Source organism: Streptomyces sp. NPDC057253, from assembly GCF_042669125.1.
In the GTDB taxonomy this organism is placed as follows: domain Bacteria; phylum Actinomycetota; class Actinomycetes; order Streptomycetales; family Streptomycetaceae; genus Streptomyces.
In genome coordinates, this window is the sequence record NZ_JBHUXV010000047.1 from 1 (window position 1) to 22,877 (window position 22,877).

19 protein-coding genes and 1 pseudogene are annotated in these 22,877 nt (G+C 70.8%); 5 read left to right on the forward strand and 15 right to left on the reverse strand.

What is annotated here, in order from left to right:
• Both ACFULQ_RS24770 and ACFULQ_RS24775 read right to left on the reverse strand, forming a co-directional pair.
• Window positions 1-228, reverse strand: a pseudogene (locus ACFULQ_RS24770) (hypothetical protein); the annotation flags it as partial.
• A complete protein-coding gene (locus ACFULQ_RS24775; RefSeq protein WP_383547260.1) occupies window positions 140-610 on the reverse strand; it encodes a DUF2637 domain-containing protein in 471 nt (156 codons plus the stop codon). The gene ACFULQ_RS24775 and the pseudogene ACFULQ_RS24770, both read right to left, overlap by 89 nt.
• Before the next feature lie 506 nt (window positions 611-1,116).
• On the opposite strand from ACFULQ_RS24775, the gene ACFULQ_RS24780 reads away from it, so the two are divergent.
• Window positions 1,117-1,335 (forward strand): hypothetical protein, encoded by a 219-nt coding sequence (locus ACFULQ_RS24780; RefSeq protein WP_383547261.1) that lies wholly within the window; start codon window positions 1,117-1,119, stop codon window positions 1,333-1,335.
• A gap of 920 nt (window positions 1,336-2,255) precedes the next feature.
• On the opposite strand, the gene ACFULQ_RS24785 is transcribed toward ACFULQ_RS24780, so the two are convergent.
• The 7 genes from ACFULQ_RS24785 to ACFULQ_RS24815 all read right to left on the reverse strand — a co-directional run bounded on the left by ACFULQ_RS24785 (window position 2,256) and on the right by ACFULQ_RS24815 (window position 11,010).
• Window positions 2,256-2,498 carry a DUF5302 domain-containing protein gene (locus ACFULQ_RS24785; protein ID WP_383547263.1) on the reverse strand — a complete coding sequence of 81 codons (243 nt, stop codon included), beginning with the start codon at window positions 2,496-2,498 and terminating at the stop codon, window positions 2,256-2,258.
• A 684-nt stretch (window positions 2,499-3,182) separates the two neighbouring features.
• Window positions 3,183-3,827, reverse strand: coding sequence for a TetR/AcrR family transcriptional regulator (locus ACFULQ_RS24790; RefSeq protein WP_383547264.1), 645 nt, complete (start codon window positions 3,825-3,827; stop codon window positions 3,183-3,185).
• A complete protein-coding gene (locus ACFULQ_RS24795) occupies window positions 3,824-5,842 on the reverse strand; it encodes a CocE/NonD family hydrolase (protein ID WP_383547266.1) in 2,019 nt (672 codons plus the stop codon). Before ACFULQ_RS24795 ends, ACFULQ_RS24790 begins: the two co-directional genes overlap by 4 nt.
• The gene (locus ACFULQ_RS24800; protein WP_383547267.1) at window positions 5,839-7,614 is read right to left on the reverse strand and encodes a dipeptide ABC transporter ATP-binding protein; all 1,776 of its coding nucleotides are present in this window, start codon (window positions 7,612-7,614) and stop codon (window positions 5,839-5,841) included. The genes ACFULQ_RS24795 and ACFULQ_RS24800 overlap by 4 nt, the downstream gene beginning before the upstream one ends.
• The gene (locus ACFULQ_RS24805; RefSeq protein ID WP_383547269.1) at window positions 7,581-8,471 is read right to left on the reverse strand and encodes an ABC transporter permease; all 891 of its coding nucleotides are present in this window, start codon (window positions 8,469-8,471) and stop codon (window positions 7,581-7,583) included. Before ACFULQ_RS24805 ends, ACFULQ_RS24800 begins: the two co-directional genes overlap by 34 nt.
• Window positions 8,471-9,424, reverse strand: coding sequence for an ABC transporter permease (locus ACFULQ_RS24810; RefSeq protein ID WP_383547271.1), 954 nt, complete (start codon window positions 9,422-9,424; stop codon window positions 8,471-8,473). Before ACFULQ_RS24810 ends, ACFULQ_RS24805 begins: the two co-directional genes overlap by 1 nt.
• Window positions 9,425-9,426: 2 nt before the next feature.
• A complete protein-coding gene (locus ACFULQ_RS24815) occupies window positions 9,427-11,010 on the reverse strand; it encodes an ABC transporter substrate-binding protein (protein WP_383547273.1) in 1,584 nt (527 codons plus the stop codon).
• A 186-nt stretch (window positions 11,011-11,196) separates the two neighbouring features.
• Here ACFULQ_RS24815 and ACFULQ_RS24820 point away from each other — a divergent pair, with 186 nt between their 5' ends.
• From ACFULQ_RS24820 to ACFULQ_RS24835, 4 genes are all read left to right on the forward strand, one after another.
• Window positions 11,197-11,991, forward strand: coding sequence for an IclR family transcriptional regulator (locus ACFULQ_RS24820; protein WP_383547274.1), 795 nt, complete (start codon window positions 11,197-11,199; stop codon window positions 11,989-11,991).
• A 167-nt stretch (window positions 11,992-12,158) separates the two neighbouring features.
• Window positions 12,159-14,207, forward strand: a complete 2,049-nt coding sequence (locus ACFULQ_RS24825) for an FAD-dependent oxidoreductase (protein ID WP_383547276.1) — start codon at window positions 12,159-12,161, stop codon at window positions 14,205-14,207.
• Between the two features lie 46 nt (window positions 14,208-14,253).
• On the forward strand, window positions 14,254-15,498 hold the full coding sequence (locus ACFULQ_RS24830) for an SRPBCC family protein (RefSeq protein WP_383547278.1): 1,245 nt from the start codon (window positions 14,254-14,256) through the stop codon (window positions 15,496-15,498).
• Complete coding sequence (locus ACFULQ_RS24835; RefSeq protein ID WP_383547280.1) at window positions 15,495-16,580, forward strand: 2Fe-2S iron-sulfur cluster-binding protein; 1,086 nt, start codon at window positions 15,495-15,497, stop codon at window positions 16,578-16,580. The genes ACFULQ_RS24830 and ACFULQ_RS24835 overlap by 4 nt, the downstream gene beginning before the upstream one ends.
• Before the next feature lie 329 nt (window positions 16,581-16,909).
• On the opposite strand, the gene ACFULQ_RS24840 is transcribed toward ACFULQ_RS24835, so the two are convergent.
• The 6 genes from ACFULQ_RS24840 to ACFULQ_RS24865 form a co-directional block, all read right to left on the reverse strand.
• On the reverse strand, window positions 16,910-18,205 hold the full coding sequence (locus tag ACFULQ_RS24840) for an ammonium transporter (RefSeq protein WP_383547282.1): 1,296 nt from the start codon (window positions 18,203-18,205) through the stop codon (window positions 16,910-16,912).
• Window positions 18,206-18,307: 102 nt separating this feature from the next.
• Window positions 18,308-18,922: an XRE family transcriptional regulator gene (locus ACFULQ_RS24845; RefSeq protein WP_059190389.1), complete on the reverse strand. Its 615-nt coding sequence runs from the start codon at window positions 18,920-18,922 to the stop codon at window positions 18,308-18,310.
• Window positions 18,923-18,931: 9 nt separating this feature from the next.
• Window positions 18,932-20,023, reverse strand: a complete 1,092-nt coding sequence (locus ACFULQ_RS24850) for an FAD-dependent oxidoreductase (protein WP_383547284.1) — start codon at window positions 20,021-20,023, stop codon at window positions 18,932-18,934.
• A complete protein-coding gene (locus tag ACFULQ_RS24855; RefSeq protein WP_383547285.1) occupies window positions 20,020-21,339 on the reverse strand; it encodes an FMN-binding glutamate synthase family protein in 1,320 nt (439 codons plus the stop codon). The genes ACFULQ_RS24850 and ACFULQ_RS24855 overlap by 4 nt, the downstream gene beginning before the upstream one ends.
• Before the next feature lie 15 nt (window positions 21,340-21,354).
• A complete protein-coding gene (locus ACFULQ_RS24860; protein ID WP_383547287.1) occupies window positions 21,355-22,029 on the reverse strand; it encodes a glutamate synthase in 675 nt (224 codons plus the stop codon).
• Window positions 22,017-22,874, reverse strand: a complete 858-nt coding sequence (locus ACFULQ_RS24865) for a glutamine amidotransferase family protein (protein ID WP_383547289.1) — start codon at window positions 22,872-22,874, stop codon at window positions 22,017-22,019. The genes ACFULQ_RS24860 and ACFULQ_RS24865 overlap by 13 nt, the downstream gene beginning before the upstream one ends.
• Window positions 22,875-22,877: the final 3 nt, after the last annotated feature.

Sequence of the window (22,877 nt, forward strand, 5' to 3'; positions counted from 1 at the left end):
TGACCGGGCAGCGCCGATGTATAGCTCCTTGCGGATCGTTTCCGCCGAAGCGGGGCGTGGATGTTCTTCCCAGTGGCGGGCGTCAAGCGTGCGAACCTTCTCCAACAGAAGATCACCAGGCCTGTCGGCAGTAGTCGCTTCATCTGCTTCCTGCCTCCGCTCCAGATGGGCTGCGCCGTCCTTGGCTCCGTCTGCCGGACGGTGCACCAGCAGTTCGACCGAGAGCAACAGAGCTACCGGGGGCCACCCTGCGACAGGGACCGGTTTTCCTTTCCAAAGTCGGCGCCGCGGCAACGTTCGCGGCCAGCGAGACGGCAATCCCCTGCAGGAAGGCCGACCGAACAGCCCAGCGTGCACGACGCGTCACCGACTCCGAGTGCTTCAGGCGGCCGACCGTGGCCAATAGCAGCAGGCCGTCCACGGACAGCGGCCACATCGAGGCACTCACAGGATCCGCTCCGCCTTGCCGGGCGAACTCCCGCTGATGCACGTATGACGCATAGGCGGCGACCCCTGCGACAACCAGCGCGCACAGAGGTCGCGCCCATGCTTCGAGATCCATTGCGCGTTGACTCGGGAGGAGCTCCGTCGCCTCTTCGCGACGCTTCATCCGGCCCTCACAGGCGGCACTCGCCCCCCTGGACTTCCCATCCGGCCAACGCTCGCTGCCAGCCAAGGCGCGCCACCCGCCCCACAAGATCGTCGCACATTCAGTGCGCACTCGGCCGGGAACTGCCGGGAACTGGAGGGAAGTCCGCCGTATCCCGCAACGCAACTTTCCAGGTCAGCAAGGGTGCAGCTCAGGCCCAGGATGTCACCGGCATAAACGAACTGTCCTGCCGGAACTGTCCGGAGTCGCCGAGGACCATCTGATGGTGGTGCAGGCCTGCGTCGAGCTGGTCAAGCCGACCCTGGACGATCTGAAGGAGGTGGCCCAGCACTCCCGGCTGCTGCTGGGCCGGGGAAGCTGATCGGGCCAGCCGTTTCTGACTTTGCAGGTCCGGCGCATCCCCGACGACGAGGTACTCGCCCGGCGGGTGTCAGCCCAGTTCGACCAGGTGATCCACGCGGCGGCGTCACAACCCCCACCGCCACGGCAGCGCGCTGCCCACCGCGATGAGCCTGGTGAAGGGATTAGTCCTGGCCGCTCTGGGCGAACGCGGCAAGGTCGTCTCGAAGATCATCAAGCCGACGCAGTCCCTCGACACCATCCAGCACGACTCCGTCCCCGAGATCAAGAAGTTCAGCGGCGGAGAGCTGCTCACCGTCTCGGTGTTGCTGTACTGCACGCTGACCCGGCTGCGGGCCGCTAAGCAGGGCCGCACAGGGTCCTGAGGGGTGGGCACCCTGTACTGGACAACCCGTTCGGCAAGTCGAACTATGCGCCCTTCATCAGCCTGCAGCGCCGGGTCGCGCAGGCTCATGGCATCCAGCTCGTCTACACCACGAGCTCAAACGACCTTCCGGCCCTGGAGCGGTTCCCGCTCATCATCCGTTTACGCAGCGGCACCGACGCGCGCAACCGCGCCCAATACGTACAGATCGCAGGCCGCTACAGCGACGCCGTCGACCGCGGCCTTCAGCACGCCCCGCACTGGCATCAGCTCCGCCCGTCTGCACCGCCCCGACTGCGAAGAGACCTCGGCCCCGGATCAGGGCGGGACAGACATCCCCCGGCAAGGCAGCCAGCCGCAGCCCCCAGACGGTGAGCCGTCATGCCCCCCGCGCAACGCATGGCCGCCCATCTGCACGCGCAAACCCGGGTGAGCCCGTCCTCGTCAGATTCCGGCGCAATCCGGGTTCGGCAGAAACGGCCATGCTCGACCATCTCCACCAGCAGAACTGGTGCGGTACAAGCCTCCTCTGCCAGCCCACAACTGAATGAGCCACCTTTCGGGCCCACACCGGTCATTCGTAAGATCGCCGGGCCCCGCCGCGGCCGCGCAGGACCGCATGGCATCGTCGGCGCCCGGTTCTCGGCCGACGGGACTTCACCACGCCGATGCTGCGGCTGGACTCGTCGGGGGACTTCATCTGTTCGCCGACGGTCGAGGCGTGGCTGTACCTGGCGCCGTGATCGATCTGTGTACACGGAACGGCCCGGGCATCCTTCGCAGCCGCTCGGCGCCCGCGACGGCCGCCCTGCGCTCAGCTCCGCGAAAGCGCCGAGGTCGGCACGCGAAGGATTTCCCCTCGCGAGTCCGCGGCGCACGGAGTGTTTGTTTCAGGGCGGCCAGATCGCGGAACCGATCGACTCAGCCGCCGCTCTTGCGTCGGAAGGACCGCTGGCTCGCGGCCGGGCCGTTCGTCCTGCGGACCTTCGGCGCATCTCCGTTCTGAGCGAGGCCGGCGGAGTCCGTCTGCGCACCACGCTTGCGCGCAAGGGCCTCCCGGAACTTGCGTTTCAGGTCGTAGTTGCCGTCGCTGTCGGGGACCAGAGCGGACGTCTCGGGGTCAGCCGGCTCCGAACCTTCTTGGGATGCAGACTCTGCGGTCATGGTGACCTCCTGGGTTCGGACGGTGGGAAGCACAGCTTGTCATGCCGGGCGACGCACGGGCTCCGGCAACATCGCCACAGGTCGGCGGGATCGCCTCCGACGCACGGGGTCATCGGGCACCACTTCCGGATCCTCATGTCCGGCCAGCGCCTGGAATTCGACGTCCAGATGCTCGCACAGCCCGCCCACGACGCCGCCCTCCAGCCGTAGGCCGAGCTGATGTGTTCCTGTCCTCCCGGCCCCTGACTGGCCCCTGGTGCTCGATGAGTCGGACGGTCGCCACAGAAGCAGCCGCGTTCGCGCAGTTCAGCCAAGGCGACGGAACACTCACACATCGGATTCCCCTTCCCACTTACGGAGGCCGCCGACTGCCTCATTGACACCTCCGATCTGCGGCATTACCGGACTGGCGGTCCTCTGCTCGGCCTATTCGGTCGAGGACCGTAGGTGCCTGAAGGCGGCACTTGGCGCCCACTACGCCTGGTGCCCCGTGCCGGACGGCGTCCACCGTCGCTCCCGTGTTGTCCGGGAGCAGATCAGCCCGGAGGGGGAGCACGGCGGCGGGGACCGGTCGTCTCCTCGTGGCCGCGGCCGACGAGGAGGCGGGGCTCACGCTCCTGCGCTGCGACCGCGACGTCGAGACCATCGCCCGTACGACGGGGCAGCCTGCCCGCATGATCGGCCTCAGGACCCCGGCCCCCGGCCCAACTCCGTTTCGATGAAGTGACGCAGATGTCTCCGCGCGTCCTCCACCGTCAACGGCGGTGTCTGGCGCAGGCGTTGCAGGGCCAGGCCGTCGGCCAGGGCGGCGAAGCGGACGGTGAAGCCGTCCAGGTCCACGGAGGTGATGCCGCCCTCGAGGGCGCGTTCGGCGAGGGTTCGGATCTGCCGGTGCCAGCTCTCGTAGCGGCGGTCCTGGCCGCGGGCGAACGCCGGGTCCGGGTGGTGCTCGCCGACGTTCCAGTACTCGAACCACATCCGCCAGTGCCGGTCGGTGTCCTCGGTGAACAGCGCGTCGACCAGCAGCCGCAGCCCCTCCGCCCCGCTGGTGGCCTGGTCCGCGGCCTCGCTCAGACCCTTGTAGTACCGCTCGATCTGCAGCACCATCGCCTCGGAGAGGATCTCCTGCACGCTGCCGAAGTGGTAGGTGACCGTGCCGACGGACACCCCGGCCGCGGCGGCGACGTCCCGGACCCCGACCGAGGCATAGCCTCGCTCTGCGATCAGCGGGACCGCGGCCTCGACGATGAGCCTGCGACGCACCTCGGTGGGCTGCCGGGTGCGGTCGGCGGCGGGGACGGCGCGGCGCGGGCTCTTCTCGGCCTTCATCCCGACGTCCTCGGGGTGGTGCGGTGCCATACGCGCTTGGCCACTGTCTCTCCGTTCGCCCGTGCTTCGAGGTGACTGTCCATGACGAACTCCGTGGCCGTGGCCCGCAGTTCCGTCCGTGCGAAGACCTCGGTGTTCCACTCGTCCCCGTCCTCGCCACGGGTCAGCCGGATCGTCCACTCGGAGAGGGCCGAGGCCGAGAGGGTATCGTCGCTGCGGATACGGTACGTCTCCCTGGCGTTCTCCTCGTATCGCAGGCCGTCGGGGTAGGTGCGGGAGCCGCCGTAGCGCGGGTCGACCTCCAGGGTCCACTCCCCCGCCGCCACGTCATGGGTGACCAGGCGTTCCGGGCGCGGCTCGGAGGCGACGTCGTACGTCACCGGGAGCGGGGGTGCCTGTTCCGGTTCCTCGAAGCGGATCGGCGGCTCGTCGCCGGCCTCGCGGACCGGCAGCATGAGGGCGCTGTCCGCCGGCAGCAGGGTCAGCTCGCCGCGTTCTCCGTGCGGCCACACCCACGGCCAGTACGTGTCCGATACGGCGACCCTGATGCGGTGGCCGGGCGGGAAGGCGTACCCGGTCGCGTTGAGCTCGAACTCGACGTCCTCGCACGTGCCCGGCGTCCACTCCACCGCCTTGTCCCGTCCGTGCCGGGCGAGCAGGTTGAGTACGCCCCGGGTGACGAGGGTCGACGAGCCGTCCGGGGCCACGTCGCACACGCGGGCGATCACATGGGCGCGCGGGGTGGCGCTGTCCAGGCGGAGCCGGACGCGCGGGCGGCCCAGGATCTCGACGCGTTCGGTCAGCGGCGCCGAGTCCAGGCAGACCGAACGGCCGTCCTCCTCCCGCTGGTCGGGCGCCAGATCGCTCGCGTTGCCGAACGGGAAGAAGCGGCCCGCGTCGATGCCGGTGTGGTGCGGGGAGCGGACGAGGACGGGCGGGGTGCCGTCGATGCCCAGTGGGCGCTGCTGCCAAGTGACCCGCGGCGACGGCCACTTCGTGTCGCCGACCCACCGGCCCGGCATCACCTCGTACGACGTCGCGGGCGGGACCGGGTCGTTGACCCAGGCGCGCAGCAGCGGTTCGCTCATCGCGCCCGTGTCCTGGCCCTTGAGCCAGTGGTCCCACCAGCGCAGCGTCTCCTGGAGGAAGCCGATCGCCGGGCCCGGCGGCAGGCCGCGGTCGGGGTACTGGTGGGACCAGGGTCCGATCAGGCCGCGTACGCGGTCGTGCGGCAGGTGCTCCACCAGCCGCAACACCGTGTCGCGGTACGGGTCGTTCCAGCCGCCCACCGCCAAGACCGCGGCCTGCACCGCGCCGTAGTCCTCGCACACGCTCCCGTGCCGCCAGTACTCGTCGCGCTGCTGGTGGGCGAGCCACGTGTGCAGGAACGGGTCGAGGGCTTCGAGGCGCTCGCGCCACATCGGCAGCCAGCGGTCGGCGCCGACGTTCGCCGGGTCCGGCGGGCGGGCGGCGAAGGCGAGCATGGTGCCGGCCCAGGCGAGCATGTCGATGCCGAGGACTGCGCCGCCCATGTAGTGGACGTCGTTGTCGTAGCGGTCGTCGGTGGAGCAGACGGTGACGATCGCCTTGAGGGGTTCGGGGGCCAGGGCGGCGATCTGGAGGGAGTTGAAGCCGCCCCAGGAGATGCCGAACATGCCGACCTTGCCGGTGCACCAGGGCTGCCGGGCGAGCCAGTTGACGACGTCGACGCCGTCCGCCAGCTCCTGCGCGTCGTACTCGTCGCCCGGCGTGCCCTCACTGTCACCGTGGCCGCGGATGTCGACGCGGACGGAGGCGTAGCCGTGGCCGGCGTACCAGGGGTGGCGCTGGGCATCGCGCGGGGCGGTCCAGTCGCTCTTGCGGTACGGGAGGTATTCGACAAGCGCGGGCACCGGGTCGGCCTCCGCGTCGGCCGGGCGCCAGATACGGGCGTGCAGGTGGACCCTGCCGTCACGGGTGGGGATCCAGACGTCCTCGCGCACGACCTGGCGCTCAAACCGCTCGCGGTACTTCACGAAACTCCTTCGCTGACAGAGGTGAGGAGGGTATTGGCCGGGCGCCAGCGGCGGGCCCGGTGACCGTCGCCGAGGTCCATCCACAGCTCGCCCGGCTCCGCCGCGTCGAGCCACTCGGGGGCTTCCTCGACGAACGGCTGCGCGTCGGGGTCGGGCTCGAGGGCCGCCGCCATCAGCTCCCGGGTGTACGGGTGGGCCGGGTCGGCGAAGACGGCCTCGGTCGGGCCCTCCTCGACCACCACGCCCTGGCGCAGGACCAGCACGCGGTCGGCGATGCCCCGGACGACGGCCAGGTCGTGACTGATGAACAGGCAGGCCAACTGCCGTTCCCGCCGCAGGTCGTCGAGCAGGCGCAGCACCTCGGCCTGGACCGAGACGTCCAGCGCGGTCGTGATCTCGTCGGCGATCAGCACGTCCGGCTCACCCGCCAGCGCCCGCGCGATGCCGATGCGCTGGCGCTGCCCGCCGGAGAGCTGGGCGGGCAGCCGGTCGGCGAACGCCGGGTCCAGGCGTACGTCCCGGATGAGGTCGAGGGCCTTGGTGGCGGCCTGCCGCCGGTCGGGGGCGGTGCCGAAGAAGCGCAGCGGGCGGCGGATCGCGTCGCCGACCGTGCGGCGCGGATTGAGGGAGGTGTCGGCGTTCTGGAACACCAGCTGGACCAGGCGCCTGAGCGCGGTGGGGCGCCCGCGGGCGGGCTTGGCCAGGTCGCCGGAGCCGTGCCTCATCGTGCCGCCCGAGGGGGCGCGCAGACCGGCGAGGGACCAGGCGAGCGTGGACTTGCCGCTGCCCGACTCCCCGACCAGGGCGACGATCTCGCCGCACCGGACGTCGAAGGAGACGCCGTGCACGGCACGCGCCGAGCCGTAGTCGATGGTGACGTCCGTCGCCGACACCGCGACCGGAGCGTCCGCGGCCACCACCGCCTTCGCCCGCACCTCCCGCTCACCGTGCTCCCCGACGAGGGCGAGCCCGTCGTCGGTCAGGCGCGGCACGCTCGCCAACAGGCGCTTGGTGTAGATGTGTCGGGCTCCCGTGAAGAGGGTGCGGGTGGGTGCCGACTCCACGACCCGGCCCGAGCGCAGCACGCTCACCTCGTCGGCCATCCGCGCGACCACCCCGAGGTCGTGGCTCACCAGCACGGCGGCCAGGCCCAGTTCGTCGCGCAGGGCGGTGACGAGGTCGAGGATGCCGCGCTGGGTGACGACGTCGAGGCCGGTCGTGGGCTCGTCCAGGACGAGGACCCTGGGGCGGGCGGCGAGCGCCATGGCGATGGCGACACGCTGCTGCTGGCCGCCGGAGAGTTCGTGCGGGTAGCGGCGCGCGAGGTCGGCGGGGCGGGGCAGCCGTACCTGTGCGAGGAGGTCGAGGACCGGGACCTCGCCGCCGGCCTCGGCGATCTGCCGTCCGACGCGCATGGACGGGGTGAGGGAGTGCCCGGCGTTCTGGGCGACCATCGCCACCGTCCCGCCGCGCAGCCGCCGCAACTCCTTCTCAGGCAGGGCGAACACATCCTTGCCGTCCACCCGCACGCTCCCGCCGTCCAGGCGCGAGCCGTGTCGCAGATGGCCGAGCAGAGTGGCAGCGACGGTCGACTTGCCGCTGCCGGACTCGCCGACGAGGGCGAGGGTGCGGCCCTCGGCGACCTCGAAGGAGACGTCGTGCACGACGGGCACGTCACGCCCGCCCGAACGGTAGGAAACATAGAGGGAGTCGACACAAACCACAGCGGTCGAGGTCTTCACGAGCCCTCCCTGATCCGGTCCACGCCCCATGCCTTGGACAAGCCGTCGGCCGCGAGGTTGAGCCCGACCACGAGCGTGGCCAGGGCGATGATCGGCGCGAGGCTCGCCACGGGGACGACGGTGATGGCGGTGCGGTTCTCGGCGACCATGAGCCCCCAGTCGGGGGTCGGCGGGTCTGCGCCGAAGCCGAGGAAGGACAGCGAGGAGATCAGCAGCACGACCCAGGAGGCCCGCATGGCGAACTCCACGTACACCACGTCGGCGATGTTGGGCAGGACCTCCCGCCACAGGATCGACCAGGTGCGCTCGCCGCGGGCGCGGGCCGCGGTCACGTAGTCGGCGGGTACGACGGCCAGCGCCGCTCCGCGCACCACCCGTACGACCTGGGGTACGAAGACGACGGCCACGGCGATCACGATGACCGCCGGGCCGGTGCCGAGCGCGGTCACGACGACGAGCAGCGCGAGGATGGCCGGCACCGACAGCACCGCGTCTAGGACGCGACCGAGCACGTCGTCGAACCAGCCACCGCGCAGCGCCGCCGCACAGCCGATGACGGTGCCGAGGGCGACGGCGATGACGGTGGCGACGACGGAGACGCCGAGCGCGTAACGGCCGCCGTACAGCACGCGGGTGAGGACGTCCCGGCCGTACATGTCGGTGCCAGCCCAGTGCGACCAGCTCGGGCCGAGGAGGGCCTGGGCGGGGTCGTTGGCGGTGGGGTCGTATGAGATCAGCAGGGGGGCGAGGAGGGCGACCAGGGTGTGCACGGCCACGATCGCAAGGCCGACGAGGGCCGTTCGGGACGAGCGCAGGGTGCGCCAGGTGCGGGCCGCGCGTCCCGGCGTCGACGCCGCGGTCACCGGCAGCGTGTCGAGGGTGGTCATCAAGTCCTCCCGCGCGTACGGAGCTTGGGGTTGAGGGCCATGGCGCCGAGGTCGGCGGCGAGGTTGCAGACGACGTACACGACCGCGCTGATCAGGGCGACGGCCTGCACGACGGGCAGGTCCCGGTTCTGTACGGAGCTGAGCATCAGCTTGCCGATGCCCGGGTAGTTGAAGACGTTCTCGACGACGGCGACACCGCCCACCAGCCAGGCCACGTTCAGGGCGATGACGTGCAGGGTGGGCAGCAGCGCGCTCGGCAGGGCGTGCCGGGTGACGACCCGCCAGGTGGACAGGCCCTTGAGCCGGGCCGTGGTGACGTACTCGCTGGCCATGACGTCGATGACCGACGTGCGGGCCATGCGGATGATGTAGGCGGCCATCACGATGGCGAGGGCGAGCGCGGGAAGCCATACGGCGGGCAGGAGTTGGCCGACGCTCGCGTCGGGGCCGTACAGGACGACCGCCGGGAACCACGGCAGCGCGACCGAGAAGCACAGCACCAGGACGGTGGCGACCACGAACTCCGGGACGCTCATGCCGACCAGGCCGGCGGTTGAGATCACGTGGTCGGCCCAGCGGTCGCGGTACAGGCCGGCGAGGATGCCCAGCACGAGGGATCCGGTGACCGCGAAGACGATGGTGACGACGGCGATGAGGGCCGAGTTGCCCAGGTACTGGGCGACTTCGCTGCCCACGGGCTTGGCGGAGACCAGTGACGTACCGAAGTCGCCGTGCACGGCGCCCTTGATCCAGTCGAAGTAGCGTTCCCAGGCGGGCTGGTCGAGTCCGAGCTGCCCCCGCAGGGCGGCGACGGCTTCGGGGGTGGCGTCCTTGCCGAGGATCTGGGTGGCGACGTCGCCGGGCAGGGCCTGCAGGGCGAGGAAGACCAGGACGGAGGAGAGGAGCAGTGTGCCGAGGGCGGCTGCCAGTCGGCGGGCGACGAACACGAGCATGTTCAGGCTCCCTTCAGGCCGATGCCGAGGTAGTCGAACTCGAAGCCGTGTTCGGCGTATCCGCGCACCTTGCGGGAGATGCCCACCAGCCGGTCGGCGAACATCGGGGTCATCGCCCCGCCTTTCTCGATGACCATCGTCTGGGCCTGGCTGTAGAGTTCGCGGCGCGACGCGTCGTCGGTCTCGGCGCGGGCGCGGTCCAGGAGCGTGTCGAAGGTCTTGTCGGACCAGGCGGTCTCGTTGTAGGAGGAGCCGCTGCGGAAGATCTGTGTGAAGAGCTGGTCGACGGGCCGGCCCGTGTACCAGTAGGTCGCCATCAGCGGCTTCTTCATCCAGATCTGCGTGTAGTACGAGTCCGCGGCGGCGGTCTTGACGCGGATGCGGATGCCGGCCCGCTTGGCGGACTCCTGGTAGGCGAGGGCCATGGGCGTGAGCAGGGGGTCGTAGGCGGAGGTGTAGAGGTCGACGGCCAGCCCCTCCTGCCCGGCCTGTTTCAGCAGTGCCCGAGCCTGCTCCGGGTCGTGCTCGGGGTGCGTGGCAATGTGCAGCGGGTCGTCCGGCGGGACCGGGTTGTCCCAGCCGGCGGTGCCGGCGCCCTGCAGGGCGACCTTCACGACGTGCTCGGGGTCGTAGGCGAGCTTCATCGCCTGGCGTACGCGTACGTCGGTGAAGGGTTTGTCGGTGGTGAGCATCGGCAGGACGTACCACTGGGCGTTCTTCACGCGGGCGACGGTCGCGCGGTCGGAGGCGGCGACCACGCGGGCCGTGGCGAAGTCGAGGTTGGTCTGGGAGAGCAGGTCGACCTGACCCGCGAGGAGGGCGTTGGCGCGGGCGGACATGTCGGCGACGGAGTAGAAGGAGATCGCGTCGAGGACGGGGCGTCCGGCCCAGTGGTCGGCGTAGGCGGTGACGCGGCCGGGGCCCGCGGGCGCGAAGGACTCCAGTTTGAAGGGGCCGGTGCCGATGCCGGTGCGGCCGATGGACTTCGCGCTGCCGTCCGGGACGACGTAGCAGTTGTAGTGCGTGAGCAGGCTCGGGAACTCGGCGTTCGGGGACTTCAGCGGGACGACGAGGGTGTGCGCGTCGGGGGTGCGCAGGGTCTTCGCGTCGATGAGCGGGGCGAGGACGGCGGCCTGCGGGGAGGCGGTCGCCTTGTCGATGATGTGGCGCAGGGTGTAGGCGGCGTCGGCGGAGGTGAAGGGCCGGCCGTCGTGGAAGGTGACGCCCTTGCGGAGCCGGAAGGTCCAGGTGGTGGCCTTGGCGTCGGTCTCCCAGGACTCGGCGAGGTCGGGGGCGAGGGCGCCGTCGCTGCGGACGCGGACGAGGCGGTTGTAGAGGGCGCCGAGGTATTCGTACGCCGACAGGGAGCTGGCCGGGTCGAGGGTCTCGGCGTCGGAGGCGGGCGGCCGGGCGATGCGGAGGGTGCCGCCGTGGTCCGGGGTGCCCGCCGGCGCCGCGGCCGGCAGCACCGTGCCGGCGTCCGCGCCCGAGCATCCGGACAGCAGCCAGGACGCGCCGAGGCCGGCGGCGCCAGCCGCGCCGGCGGTGAGGAACGACCGCCGTCCTGGGTGGTGGGTGTCGGGCATGGGCCGACCGTCCTTCTCGTTATTCGTTCAGCGGAACGATTGAGTGGAGTGCGTGAACGATAGCCAGTGGACGGTTTCCCGCCAACCCTCGGGCGCGGAGAATTAACCGCGGAAACGGACCCGTAACCGGCGGGGCGGGGCCACGGGGAGCGCCGGGCGGCCGCCCGGCTGACTATCCTTTCCGCCATGACCAGCGCCGGAAGGCCCCGTGACACCTCGGTGCAGTCCGTGGACCGCGCCGTCTCGATCCTTCAGTCGCTGTCCCGGCGCGGGCCGTCCGGAGTCACCGAACTCGCCGAAGCGCTGGGCCTGCACAAGGCGACGGTCTTCCGGCTGCTCGCCACCCTGGAGTCGCGCGGTCTGGTCGAGCAGGACGCCGAGCGCGGGCGCTACCGCCTCGGCTTCGGCATGGTCGAGCTGGCCGCCGGTGCCGGGCGGCAGAGCGATCTGTCCCTGCTGAGCCGCCCGGTCTGCCGGGAGCTGGCCGCCGCCGTGGGCGAGACGGTGAACCTCGCGATCCACGACGGGCTCGAAGTGATCACCATCGACCAGGAGATGGGCGGCGCGACCATCTCCAGCATCGACTGGGTCGGCAAGCGCAGCCCCCTGCACGCCACCGCCGCCGGCAAGCTCTTCCTCGCCCACATGCCCGAGGAGCAAGCCGACGAGGTGCTGGGGCGCGGGCTCGCGCGGTACACCCCGCACACGATCACCGAACCGGCCCTGCTGAAGGCCGAGCTGCGCACGGTCCGGGAACGCGGGTACGCCACCACCTCACAGGAGCACGAGATCGGGCTGGCCGCCATCGCCGCGCCGATCCACGACCTGGACGGCCGGATCGTCGCCGCCGTCACCGTTTCCGGGCCGACCTTCCGCCTTGACCTCGGCGCCGGCGACGAGACCGTGCCGGCTCTCGCGGAGCAGGTCAGGCAGGCGGGCGAGCGGATTTCCGTACGCCAGGGACGTCGCCCGCAGGTCTGACGAGGCTCTTCCCCACCGCTGCCGCCTCTTGACGGCTACGGCTGACCGCCTCCACCATTTGTCTCGCATCGCGAGTCTGTTTCGCGATACGAGACAAACGCGCTCGTTGCGTGGCGCCGTCGACGCCCTCACGCAGCGGCCGGTCTCCCACTTCCCGAGGAGTGGTTGTGCCTTCCCAGAGCCTCGATCCCCTGCTCCAGCCCTTTCGCCTCAAACACCTCACCCTGCGCAACAGGGTCGTCTCCACCTCCCACGAACCCGCCTTCGGCGAGGACGGTCTGCCCAAGGACCGCTACCGCGCCTACCACGTCGAGAAGGCGCGCGGCGGTGTCGGCCTGACCATGATCGGTGGCTCCGCCGTGGTCTCGCCGGACAGCCCGCCCGCCTTCGGCAACCTGCTGCTGTACCGGGACGACATCGTGCCGTGGCTGCGCCGGCTCACCGACGAGGTGCACGAGGCCGGCGCCGCGGTGATGTGCCAGGTCACCCATCTCGGCCGCCGTACCAGCAACTACACGGGCGACTGGCTGCCGGTGCTCTCCGCGTCACCGCTGCGCGAGCCCGCGCACCGGGCGTTCCCCAAGGCCGCCGAGCCGTGGGACCTCGACCGGATCACCGCCGACTACGTCTCGGCAGCGCTGCGCTGCCGCGAAGGCGGCCTGGACGGCATCGAGTTGGAGGCGTACGGCCGCTTCCTCGACAGCTTCCTCTCCCCCACCACCAACCACCGCGACGACGAGTTCGGCGGCAGCCTGGAGCGCCGCATGGCGTTCCCGCGCCGGGTGGTCCGGGCGGTGCGGGAGGCGGTCGGCCCAAACTTCGTGGTCGGGATCCGGCTGATGCTGGACGAGGTCCGGCCCGGCGGGCTGACCTTCGACGACGCGCTGGTGGCGGCGGAGCGTTTCACCGAGGACGGCATCGACTTCGTCAGCACCATCCGCGGCTCCATCGAGAGCGACGCCTCGCTGGTACGGGCCATCCCGCCGATCGGCACTCCCTTGGGACCGTTCCTGGAGTTCACCGGCGAGGTCCGGCGCCGGCTGCGGGTGCCGGTGATGCACGCGGCCCGGATCGCGGATCCCGCCACCGCGCGGTATGCCCTGCGCGAGGGACTGCTCGACCTGGTCGGCATGACCCGCGCCCAGATCGCCGACCCGCATCTGGTCGCCAAGGTCGCCGCGGGCCAGGAGGACCGTATCCGCCCGTGCGTGGGCGCGAGTTACTGCCTCGACGCGATCTACGACTCGGGCGACACGAAATGCGTCCACAACCCGTCGACCGGGCGGGAGCTCCACCTGCCCCACACCATCCCGGCCACAACCGGCCCCCGCAGGAAGGCAGTTGTCGTCGGCGCCGGTCCGGCAGGGCTGGAGGCCGCCCGCGTCCTGGGCGAACGCGGCCATGACGTGGTGCTGTTCGAGGCGGGGGACCTGCCCGGCGGCCAGATCCGGCTCGCCGCCTCCAACCCCCGCCGCCGCGACCTGCTCGGCATCGTCGACTGGCGGGTCGCCGAGTGCAAGCACCACGGCGTCGACCTGCGTCTGGGCACGTACGCCGAGGCCGCCGACGTACTCGCCGAACACCCCGACCTGGTCGTCGTCGCCACCGGCGGCATGCCCAACAGCACCTTCCTGGACGTGGGCGAGGACCTGGTCGCCGACACCTGGGACGTACTGACCGGCTCACTGCGCCCGAAGGGCGAGGTGCTGGTCTACGACGACCATGGCGGCTATCCCGCCCTCGACGGCGTCGAGGTGCTCGCCGCCGCCGGCGCCCGCCTGCACTACGTGACACCGGAACGCACTCTCGCCCCCGACGTCGGCAGCATGAACTCCCCCGCCTACCTCCGGGTCTTCGCGGAACACGACGTCACCACCACCCTCGCCCGCCGCCTGCGCGCCGTGCACCGCGCCCCGGACGGCCGCCTGACCGCGACCCTGAGCAGCGACTACACCGACGCCGACACCGAACTCACCGTCGACCACGTGATCGTGGAACACGGAACCCTCCCGGCGGACGAGCTGTACCGCGAACTCCTGTCCGGATCGAGCAACTTGGGCGAGGTGGACCACCGCGCCCTGCTCGCCCACCGGCCGCAGACGGTGGTCCGCGACGATACCGGCCGCTACCAGCTGTTCCGCATCGGCGACGCGGTCGCGAGCCGCAACATCCACGCCGCCGTCTACGACGCGCTGCGCCTGTGCCTGCCGGTCTGACCGTCACCAACCGTCTGGAGAAACGACGTTGACGACATTCGCCCCCGTGACCTCGGTGTCGGACCCGGCCGCCCTGGTGGCGCGCCGCGCCCCCGGCCTGAGCCTCGAAGCCCCCTTCTACACCAGCCAGGACTTCTTCGACCTTGACATCGAGGCGGTTTTCGCCCGGAGTTGGCTGTTCGTGGCCGCCGAGGCCGAACTCCCTGAACCCGGCGACTACGTGACCGTGGCTCTCGGCCCGTACTCGGTGATCCTGCTCCGCGACGACGACGAAGAGGTACGGGCCTTCCACAACGTCTGCCGTCACCGCGGCGCCCGCATCCTCAACGAACGGCGCGGCTCAGTCGGCAACATCGTCTGCGGCTACCACCGTTGGACCTACGGCGTGGACGGCCGTCTGCTGCACGCGGAGTCGCTGCCGCCCGACTTCGACCGGTCCTGCTTCGGGCTGCGCGCCGTGCACACCCGTACCGTTGCCGGCCTGGTGTTCATCTGCCTCGCCGATCAACCGCCCGCCGACTTCGACGAGGTGGCCGCCCGCATCGAGCCGTACATCGCGCCGCACGGCCTGGGCCGGGCCAAGGTGGCCACGCAGATCGACCTGGTGGAGAACGGGAACTGGAAGCTCACCATGGAGAACAACCGGGAGTGCTACCACTGCGGCGGCCACCCGGAACTCCAGTGCTCCCTCTTCCCCGTCTACGGCTACGCGGAGGAGGACGTGCCGCCGGTACTGCGCCCGGCGTACGACCGCTACCTCCAGGCCGACGCCGAGTCCCGGACGACGTACGAGTCGCTGGGCCTGCCGTATGCCGCAATCGAGGAACTGGACACCCGCGCCACGGGTTTCCGCATCCAGCGCGAACCGCTGGACGGCGCGGGCGAGTCCTTCACCGAGGACGGCACGGCGGCCTGCAAGAAACTCCTGGCCGACTTCACCACGCCCCGCCTGGGCCGCCTGTCCCTGCACATGCAGCCCAATGCCTGGTTCCACTTCCTCTCCGACCACGCCATCACCTTCTCGGTGATCCCGCTCGCCCCGGACCGCACCCTGGTCCGCACAACCTGGCTGGTGCACGCCGACGCGGTCGAGAGCGTCGACTACGACCTCGACGCCCTGACCCGGGTATGGACGGCCACCAACGACCAGGACGCGGTCCTGGTCGCCCGAGCCCAGCAGGGCATCTCCAGCCCCGCCTATCTCCCAGGGCCCTACAACCCCACCGAGTACCAGGTCGAGGCGTTCGTCAACTGGTACGTGACCCGGCTGAAGGCACACCTCGCACGATGACCGACACCCTCCCGGCCTGGACCGACGCCCTCCCCTGGAACGACGAGGACACCGGCGGGCTCCTGGTCTGCAAGCAGGTCCACGTCCTCACCCCCGACGTCAGGACCTTCGTCCTCCAGCCCCCGCAACCCCGGCTCTTCCGCCACGACCCCGGGCAGTTCCTCACCCTCGGCGTCGACATCGACGGCCGATCCGTCGAGCGCTGCTACACCATCTCCTCACCGCCCACCCGCCCCCACTCCCTCACCGTCACCGTGAAGCGGGTGCCGGACGGGCTGGTCTCCAACTGGCTCCACGACCACCTGCGTCCTGGGGGCACGGTACTGGCGCGGGGCCCGCTCGGGGACTTCTCCTTCACCCGGCACCCCTCGCCGAAGTACCTCTTCCTGTCCGGCGGCAGCGGCGCGACGCCGATGATGGCCATGACCAGGACCCTGTACGACCTCGCACACCCGGCCGACGTGGTGTTCGTGCACAGCGCCCGCACCCCCGACGACATCCTCTTCCGCCGCGAACTCGACCTGATCGCCGCCACCGCGCCCACCATCCGGGTGGCGCACGTCTGCGAACAGGACGGCCCCACCGAACACTGGGGCGGCCACCGCGGCCGGCTGACCCTCGACATGCTCCGGCAGATCGCCCCCGACTTCCGCCAGCGGAAGATCTTCACCTGCGGCCCGGCCTGCTACATGGCGGCGGTGCGCGACCTGCTCTCGGCGGCCGGGTTCCCCATGGACCGCCACCACGAGGAAACTTTCACCTTCGAACCGCCCCAGGCCGACGAACCCCCGGCCGACCCGACCGACACCGCCGAAAACCCGTCGTACACCGTCGAGTTCACCCGCAGCCGGCGCACCCTCACCTGCGACGCGGACACCTCCCTCCTCGCGGCGGCCTCCCGGGCGGGCCTGAGCCTCCCGGCGTCCTGCGCCCAGGGAATGTGCGGTACCTGCAAGACGACCCTGCTCTCCGGGTCCGTCGACATGCGGCACAACGGCGGCATCCGGCCTCGCGAGATCGCCCAGAACAAGATCCTGCTGTGCTGCGCCAAGCCGCGGGAGGATCTCGTGGTCGACGCCTGACGACGCCGAGTGCGATCGGCGCGAGCGCTGTCATCGGGACAGCGTTCGGGACCGTCGGCAAGTACCGAACGAGGGCAACACCGTACGGACCGAAGGCGGACGTTTTCTGGCGCGACGGGAACCGACTCTCCAGCCCGGTGCCCCCATCCCGCCCGGTACTCTTCAAGCTCGTCGAGTCCGCCCAGCAGCGGTGGCGGGCCGTGAACGCCCCCCCACCTCGTCGTCTTTACACCCTGGCCCAGGGCGTGGCAGGCAGCTACCACGACCCCGGGCACGGTACGGATCATGCGGTCGCCTGGTCCCAGTACTCGGCGGAGGCCGCGCCTGCCTCACCCGGCCGCGGCAGGCTCCGGAGCCGGGGTGGTGGCCGGCGGGTGCATGAGGTCGTAGGCGCTCTCCGCGTGCAGGTGGACGTCGACGCCCTCGCGCTCCGCCTCGGGGTGGACCCGCAGGCCCATCGTCTTGTCGAGCGCCTTGGCGATGAGCCAGGTGATGGCGAAGGAGTAGGCGAGTACGGCGAAGGCGCCGACGGCCTGCTTGCCGAGGAGGGAGAGGCCGCCGCCGTAGAGGAGGCCGTCGACGCCGTTGGGGGCGTCCGAGGTGGCGAGGACGCCGACCAGGAGGGTGCCGGTGATGCCTCCGACGAGGTGGATGCCGACGACGTCGAGGGAGTCGTCGTAGCCGAACTTGTACTTCAGGCCGACGGCGAGGGCGCACACCCCGCCGCCGATGGCGCCGAGGACGAGTGCGCCGACCGGGGAGACAGCGCCGCAGGAGGGGGTGATGGCGACGAGTCCGGCGATCGCGCCGGACGCGGCGCCGAGGCTGGTGGGGTGGCCGTCGCGGAGCTTCTCGACGAGGAGCCAGCCGAGCATCGCGGAGCAGGTGGCGGTGAAGGTGTTCAGCACCACGACCGACGCGGCGTTCGAGGACGTCAGCGCGGAGCCGCCGTTGAAGCCGAACCAGCCGAACCAGAGCAGGCCCGCGCCGAGCATCACCAGGGGGAGGTTGTGGGGCCGTTCCTGGCCGCCGTCCTTGCCCCAGCCGATGCGTTTGCCGAGGACGAGGATCACGGCGAGGGCGGCGGCGCCGGAGTTGATGTGGACGGCCGTGCCGCCGGCGAAGTCGATGGCGCCGAGCTTGTTGACGATCCAGCCGCCGGTGACGTTCTCGCCGTCGAATGCGAACACCCAGTGCGCGACTGGCAGATAGACGAGGGTGACCCAGATGCCGGTGAAGGCCATCCAGGCGCCGAACTTGATGCGGTCCGAAATGGCGCCGCAGATAAGGGCGGCGGTCAGGGCCGCGAACAGGGCCTGGAAGGCGACGAAGACGGAGAGCGGGATGACGGCCTTCGGGTCGTCCTTCATGACGCCGCCGAGGCCGAAGTACTCGGTGACGTCCCCGAGGATCCCGGCGCCGCCGATCGAGTCGCCGAAGGAGGCCGAGTAGCCGTAGACGACCCAGATGCAGCCGACGAGGGCCACGGCTCCAAAGGTCATCATGATCATGTTGAGGACGCTCTTGGCGGCGACCATGCCGCCGTAGAAGAGGGCGAGGCCGGGCACCATCAGACAGACCAGTGCCGTGCTCGCGAGCATCCAAGCGGTACTTCCGGTGTCCATGCGCACACTCCGCGGAGAGGTCCAGCTACAGGAGACTTCGTTTCACCGCAGTAGACCGAAGGTGCGTTACAGGACACGCTCATGGCCGATTAAAGCCGGGTTTCAGTGCTGCGGGCTGTCCCCGAAGGCCGTCACCGTCAGGAAGCGGATCGGCAACTCCACCAGCCGCTCCGGGCCGTGCGGGGCCTCGCCGTCGAACTGGAGGGCATCACCGGGGCGCAGGGTGTAGCGGGACTTGCCGTGCCCGTAGACCATCTCGCCCTCCAGCATGTAGAGGAGCTCGGTGCCGGCGTGCTGGAAGAGCGGGAAGACCTCGCTCTGTTCAGTCAGCGTGACCAGCAGGGCGTCCATCCGCTTGTGCGCGCCGCGCAGCGAGCCGAGCTGGGCGTACTCGTGGCCGACCTTGGTGCCGCGCCGGACGATCCGGGCGCCGTGCCCGGCGGGGACGAAGACGGCCTCGCGTTCGTCGTCCATGCCGCGGAACAGGGCGGTGACCGGGACGTCGAGACCGCGCGCGAGCCGGGAGAGGGTGGTGAGGCTGCACGCGGTCTGGGCGTTCTCGATCTTCGACAGCATGGCCTTGGAGATGCCGACCCGCTGCGCCATCTCGCCGACCGACAGCCCGGCCGCCTGCCGGTACTCGCGGGCCCGGACCGCGATGATGCGCTCCAGGGCCTTGTCGTCGAGGTCCGCCGCGGGTTCAGGTTGATCGGTCACCGCCGCATCCTATGCGGTGGGCTTCAGGCGGAAGCGGTCGTGGGGCTCGGCACGGCCCGTGGCGAGATCGGCGGCCATCGCGCCGATGAGCGGGGTGAACTTGGCGCCCTGGCCGGAGCACGGGGAGACGATGACCAGCGGGCCGTGCCGGTCGAGGACGAAGTCGTCGTTCGGGGCGGTGGTGTACAGACAGGTCGCCTCCGCGACCGGGTCGGGGTCCAGGCCGGGGAGCCGGTGGCGGACGAAGTCGCTCACGCGGGTGCGCGACGACGGGTCGACGACACCGGTGCGGGTACTGGCGGTGGTGGGGGTGCCCCGGTCGTGCTCGGCGACCTTCATGGCGGGCCGCGGACCGCCGTCGCCGCCCGACGGCAGTCCGTACGTCTGCATGGTGTCGTCCTTGTAGACCAGGGTCGGCCACACGACCGAGGCCTCGCGCTGACGGAAGTGGAAGACCTGCTGCTGGGTCACCTTCAGGTGAAACGGCGGCAGCGGGACCGGCAGTTCGAGCTCGGGGAGCCAGGCTCCGGCGGCGATCACCACGGTGTCGGCGGTCAGTTCACGGCCGTCGTCGGTGCGCAGGAGCACCTTCTCCCCCACCTCGAAGCCGGTCACCCGCACCCCGATCCACGCGTCCGCGCCGTGCTCGATGGCCCTGCGCACACAGGCCGCGACCGTCTCGTCGGCGTCGATCACCCCGGCGCCCGGGTGGTGCAGGACCGGTCCGTCGAAGCGGACGTACGGCCAGCGCTCCGTGGCCTCCTCGGCGGAGAGCACTTCGTGCGGCACTCCGGCCTTCCCCAACACTCGTCCCAGGCCCTTCGGGTCACGTCCCGCCCCGAAGTCGAGCCCACCGGTCAGGCGCAGCAGGGGAGTCGAGCTGTCGTGCTCCAGTTCGCGCCACTGCTCGTACGCCTGCCCGGTCAGGTCCACGTAGAGCTTCTCGCCGTACGCCCGTCGGAAGATCCGCGAGCTGCCGTGCGAACTGCCCCGCTTGTGGCCGATGTCGTACGCCTCGATCAGCGTGACCGCATGGCCGCGGCGGGCCAGTTGCCAGGCGGTGGCCGCGCCCATCAGACCGGCACCCACGACTGCGATCACAGGCCCTCCCCGGGGATCCAGTTGGTGCCCGCGAGCGGGACGCGGGCCATGGCCGCCGACTCGATGGTAAGGGCGACCAGGTCCTCCGGCTCCAAGTGCAGCAGGTGCGCCTTGCCGCAGGCGCGCGCCAGGGTCTGGGCCTCCATGGTCATCACGCGCAGGAAGTTGGCGAGGCGTCGTCCGGCGTCCACCGGGTCGAGGCGGGTGGCCAGCTCCTCGTCCTGGGTGGAGATGCCGGCGGGGTCGCGGCCGTCCTGGTAGTCGTCGAAGTAGCCTGCGGCGGAGCCCAGTTGACGGTACTCGGCGTCGTACCGGGGGTGGTTGTCGCCGAGCGCGATGAGCGCCGCCGTACCGATGGCGACCGCGTCCGCGCCAAGCGCCAGCGCCTTGGCCATGTCGGCGCCGCCGCGGATACCTCCGGAGACGATCAGCTGGACCTCCCGGTGCACGCCCAACTCCTGCAAGGCGCGCACGGCTTGGGGCAGGGCGGCCAGGGTGGGGATGCCGACGTGCTCGATGAACACGTCCTGGGTGGCGGCCGTACCGCCCTGCATCCCGTCGACGACCACGACGTCGGCGCCGGCATGGACGGCGAGCTTGACGTCGTAGTACGTCCGGGTCGCGCCGACCTTCACATAGACCGGCTTCTCCCAGTCCGTGATCTCGCGCAGCTCCAGGATCTTGATGGCGAGGTCGTCGGGGCCGGTCCAGTCGGGGTGGCGGCAGGCGCTGCGCTGGTCGATGCCGACGGGCAACGTCCGCATTCCCGCGACCCGTTCGGTGATCTTCTGGCCGAGCAGCATGCCCCCGCCGCCGGGCTTGGCGCCCTGGCCGAGGACCACCTCGATGGCGTCGGCCTTGCGCAGATCGTCGGGGTTCATGCCGTAGCGGGACGGCAGGTACTGGTACACGAGATGCTTGGAGTGACCGCGCTCCTCGGGGGTCATCCCGCCGTCGCCGGTGGTGGTGGAGGTGCCGGCCTCGCTGGCACCCCGGCCGAGCGCCTCCTTGGCCTGGGCGGAGAGGGCGCCGAAGCTCATACCGGCGATGGTGACCGGGGTGGCCAGGCGCAAGGGATGCTTGGCGTGCCGGGTACCGAGGACGACGTCCGTGTCGCAGCGCTCACGGTAACCCTCCAGCGGATAGCGGGACATGGAGGCGCCGAGCAGCAACAGGTCGTCGAAGTGCGGGAGTCGCCGCTTGGCCCCCCACCCGCGGATGTCGTAGATGCCGGTCTCGGCGGCGCGCTGGATGGCGTGGATGGTGGCACGGTCGAAGGTGGCCGACTCGCGCAGGCCCTGGGATGCGGGTTCCATGTGCGTCGAACTCCCTCAGTATGCGCTCGTGTTGTCGACCTTGAAGTGGTACAGCTCCCGGGCCGAGCCGTAGCGGCGGAAGTCCGCCGGGTCCTCGTCCCGCTCGGCCGCCTTCAGCAACTCGGCCAGCTCGGCGAGGTGTTCGGGGCGCATCTCCTTCTCGACGCAGTCGGCGCCGAGGGACTTCACCGTGCCGCGGACGTAGATACGGGCCTCGTAGAGCGAGTCGCCCAGCGCGTCGCCCGCGTCTCCGCACACGACCAGCCGTCCGGCCTGCCCCATGAACGCGCTCATGTGGCCGACGTTTCCGCCGACGACGATGTCCACGCCCTTCATGGAGATCCCGCACCGCGCGGAGGCGTCCCCGTCGATCACCAGCAGGCCCCCGTGGGCGGTGGCGCCCGCCGACTGGGAGGCGTTGCCGCGCACGCGGACCGTGCCGGACATCATGTTCTCGGCGACCCCGGTACCCGCGTTGCCGTGGACGGTGACCGTGGCGCGCTGGTTCATGCCGGCGCAGTAGTAGCCGACGTGGCCCTCGATGTCGACGGCGAGGTCCTCCCGGATGCCGCAGGCCACCGCGTGCGCGCCGCGCGGGTTCAGGACACGCCAGGCCGTGGCCCCGGGCGCGTGCAGAGCCTGGTTGAGTTCGCGCACGGGCGTGGTGGCCAGATCGATCAGCGTCGCCATACGTACACCTCTTCCGGCTCGGGTTCGAAGATGCGGGCGTTCTCGATGCCCGGCAGGACGTCCAGCGCCCGGTACTCAGAGGCCATGGCCACCCATGCGTCGGTCTCGGCGACCAGGGCCGGCTTGCAGGCAATGGCGTCGCGGACGACCGCGAAGGAGTCGCTCGTGGAGACCAGGAGGGTGTAGAAGCCGTCGAACCGCTCGCACAGCAGCCGCAGCGCCTTCTCCAGGTCGGCGCCCTGCGCCAGCTGGTGGGCGACGAAGCGGGCGCCCACCTCGGAGTCGTTCTCACTGTCGAACTCGACGCCCTGGGCACGCAGTTCACGGCGGATGGTGGCGTGGTTGGCGAAGGAACCGTTGTGCACCAGGCACTGCCCGGGGCCCACCGAGAAGGGGTGGGCGCCTTCGGGGGTGACCGCCGACTCGGTGGCCATCCGGGTGTGGCCGATGCCCTGCCAGCCGGTGACGGAGGCAAGCCCGAAGGACTCGGCCAACCCCACAGGATTTCCGGTGCCCTTGAGCACGGCAAAGCCCTCACCTGAGCCGATCACCCTGGCGTCCGGGAGCGCGGCGGCGACCGAGGCGGCGTCCGTGTGCACGACCGTCGTGGCATCGGCGTCGTAGGCCCGGACGCCCGGCAGTACGGCCTCCACCTCGGCCTTCGACGTGCCCAGCACGGACACGACGGTGCGTCCCGGCGGACACAGGCCCGGGTCGCCGTAGACCGCGACCCCCGCGGAGTCGGGCCCGCGTTCGACGACCTGGCCCAGCATCGCGGTCAGCAGCTCACCGAGCCGGACTTCCAGGGAGGGCTCGCGCAGATGCAGCCCCACGATTCCGCACATCCC

Excerpts from the sequence above, each read along its gene's own strand:
- ACFULQ_RS24840 (WP_383547282.1), bottom strand. The coding sequence starts at position 18,205 with ATGGACACCGGAAGTACCGCTTGGATGCTCGCGAGCACGGCACTGGTC.
- ACFULQ_RS24780 (WP_383547261.1), top strand. The coding sequence starts at position 1,117 with ATGAGCCTGGTGAAGGGATTAGTCCTGGCCGCTCTGGGCGAACGCGGC.
- ACFULQ_RS24790 (WP_383547264.1), bottom strand. The coding sequence starts at position 3,827 with ATGAAGGCCGAGAAGAGCCCGCGCCGCGCCGTCCCCGCCGCCGACCGC.
- ACFULQ_RS24810 (WP_383547271.1), bottom strand. The coding sequence starts at position 9,424 with ATGCTCGTGTTCGTCGCCCGCCGACTGGCAGCCGCCCTCGGCACACTG.
- ACFULQ_RS24855 (WP_383547285.1), bottom strand. The coding sequence starts at position 21,339 with ATGGAACCCGCATCCCAGGGCCTGCGCGAGTCGGCCACCTTCGACCGT.
- ACFULQ_RS24800 (WP_383547267.1), bottom strand. The coding sequence starts at position 7,614 with ATGGGGCGTGGACCGGATCAGGGAGGGCTCGTGAAGACCTCGACCGCT.
- ACFULQ_RS24865 (WP_383547289.1), bottom strand. The coding sequence starts at position 22,874 with ATGTGCGGAATCGTGGGGCTGCATCTGCGCGAGCCCTCCCTGGAAGTC.
- ACFULQ_RS24835 (WP_383547280.1), top strand. The coding sequence starts at position 15,495 with ATGACCGACACCCTCCCGGCCTGGACCGACGCCCTCCCCTGGAACGAC.
- ACFULQ_RS24805 (WP_383547269.1), bottom strand. The coding sequence starts at position 8,471 with ATGACCACCCTCGACACGCTGCCGGTGACCGCGGCGTCGACGCCGGGA.
- ACFULQ_RS24860 (WP_383547287.1), bottom strand. The coding sequence starts at position 22,029 with ATGGCGACGCTGATCGATCTGGCCACCACGCCCGTGCGCGAACTCAAC.
- ACFULQ_RS24785 (WP_383547263.1), bottom strand. The coding sequence starts at position 2,498 with ATGACCGCAGAGTCTGCATCCCAAGAAGGTTCGGAGCCGGCTGACCCC.
- ACFULQ_RS24820 (WP_383547274.1), top strand. The coding sequence starts at position 11,197 with ATGACCAGCGCCGGAAGGCCCCGTGACACCTCGGTGCAGTCCGTGGAC.
- ACFULQ_RS24775 (WP_383547260.1), bottom strand. The coding sequence starts at position 610 with ATGAAGCGTCGCGAAGAGGCGACGGAGCTCCTCCCGAGTCAACGCGCA.
- ACFULQ_RS24815 (WP_383547273.1), bottom strand. The coding sequence starts at position 11,010 with ATGCCCGACACCCACCACCCAGGACGGCGGTCGTTCCTCACCGCCGGC.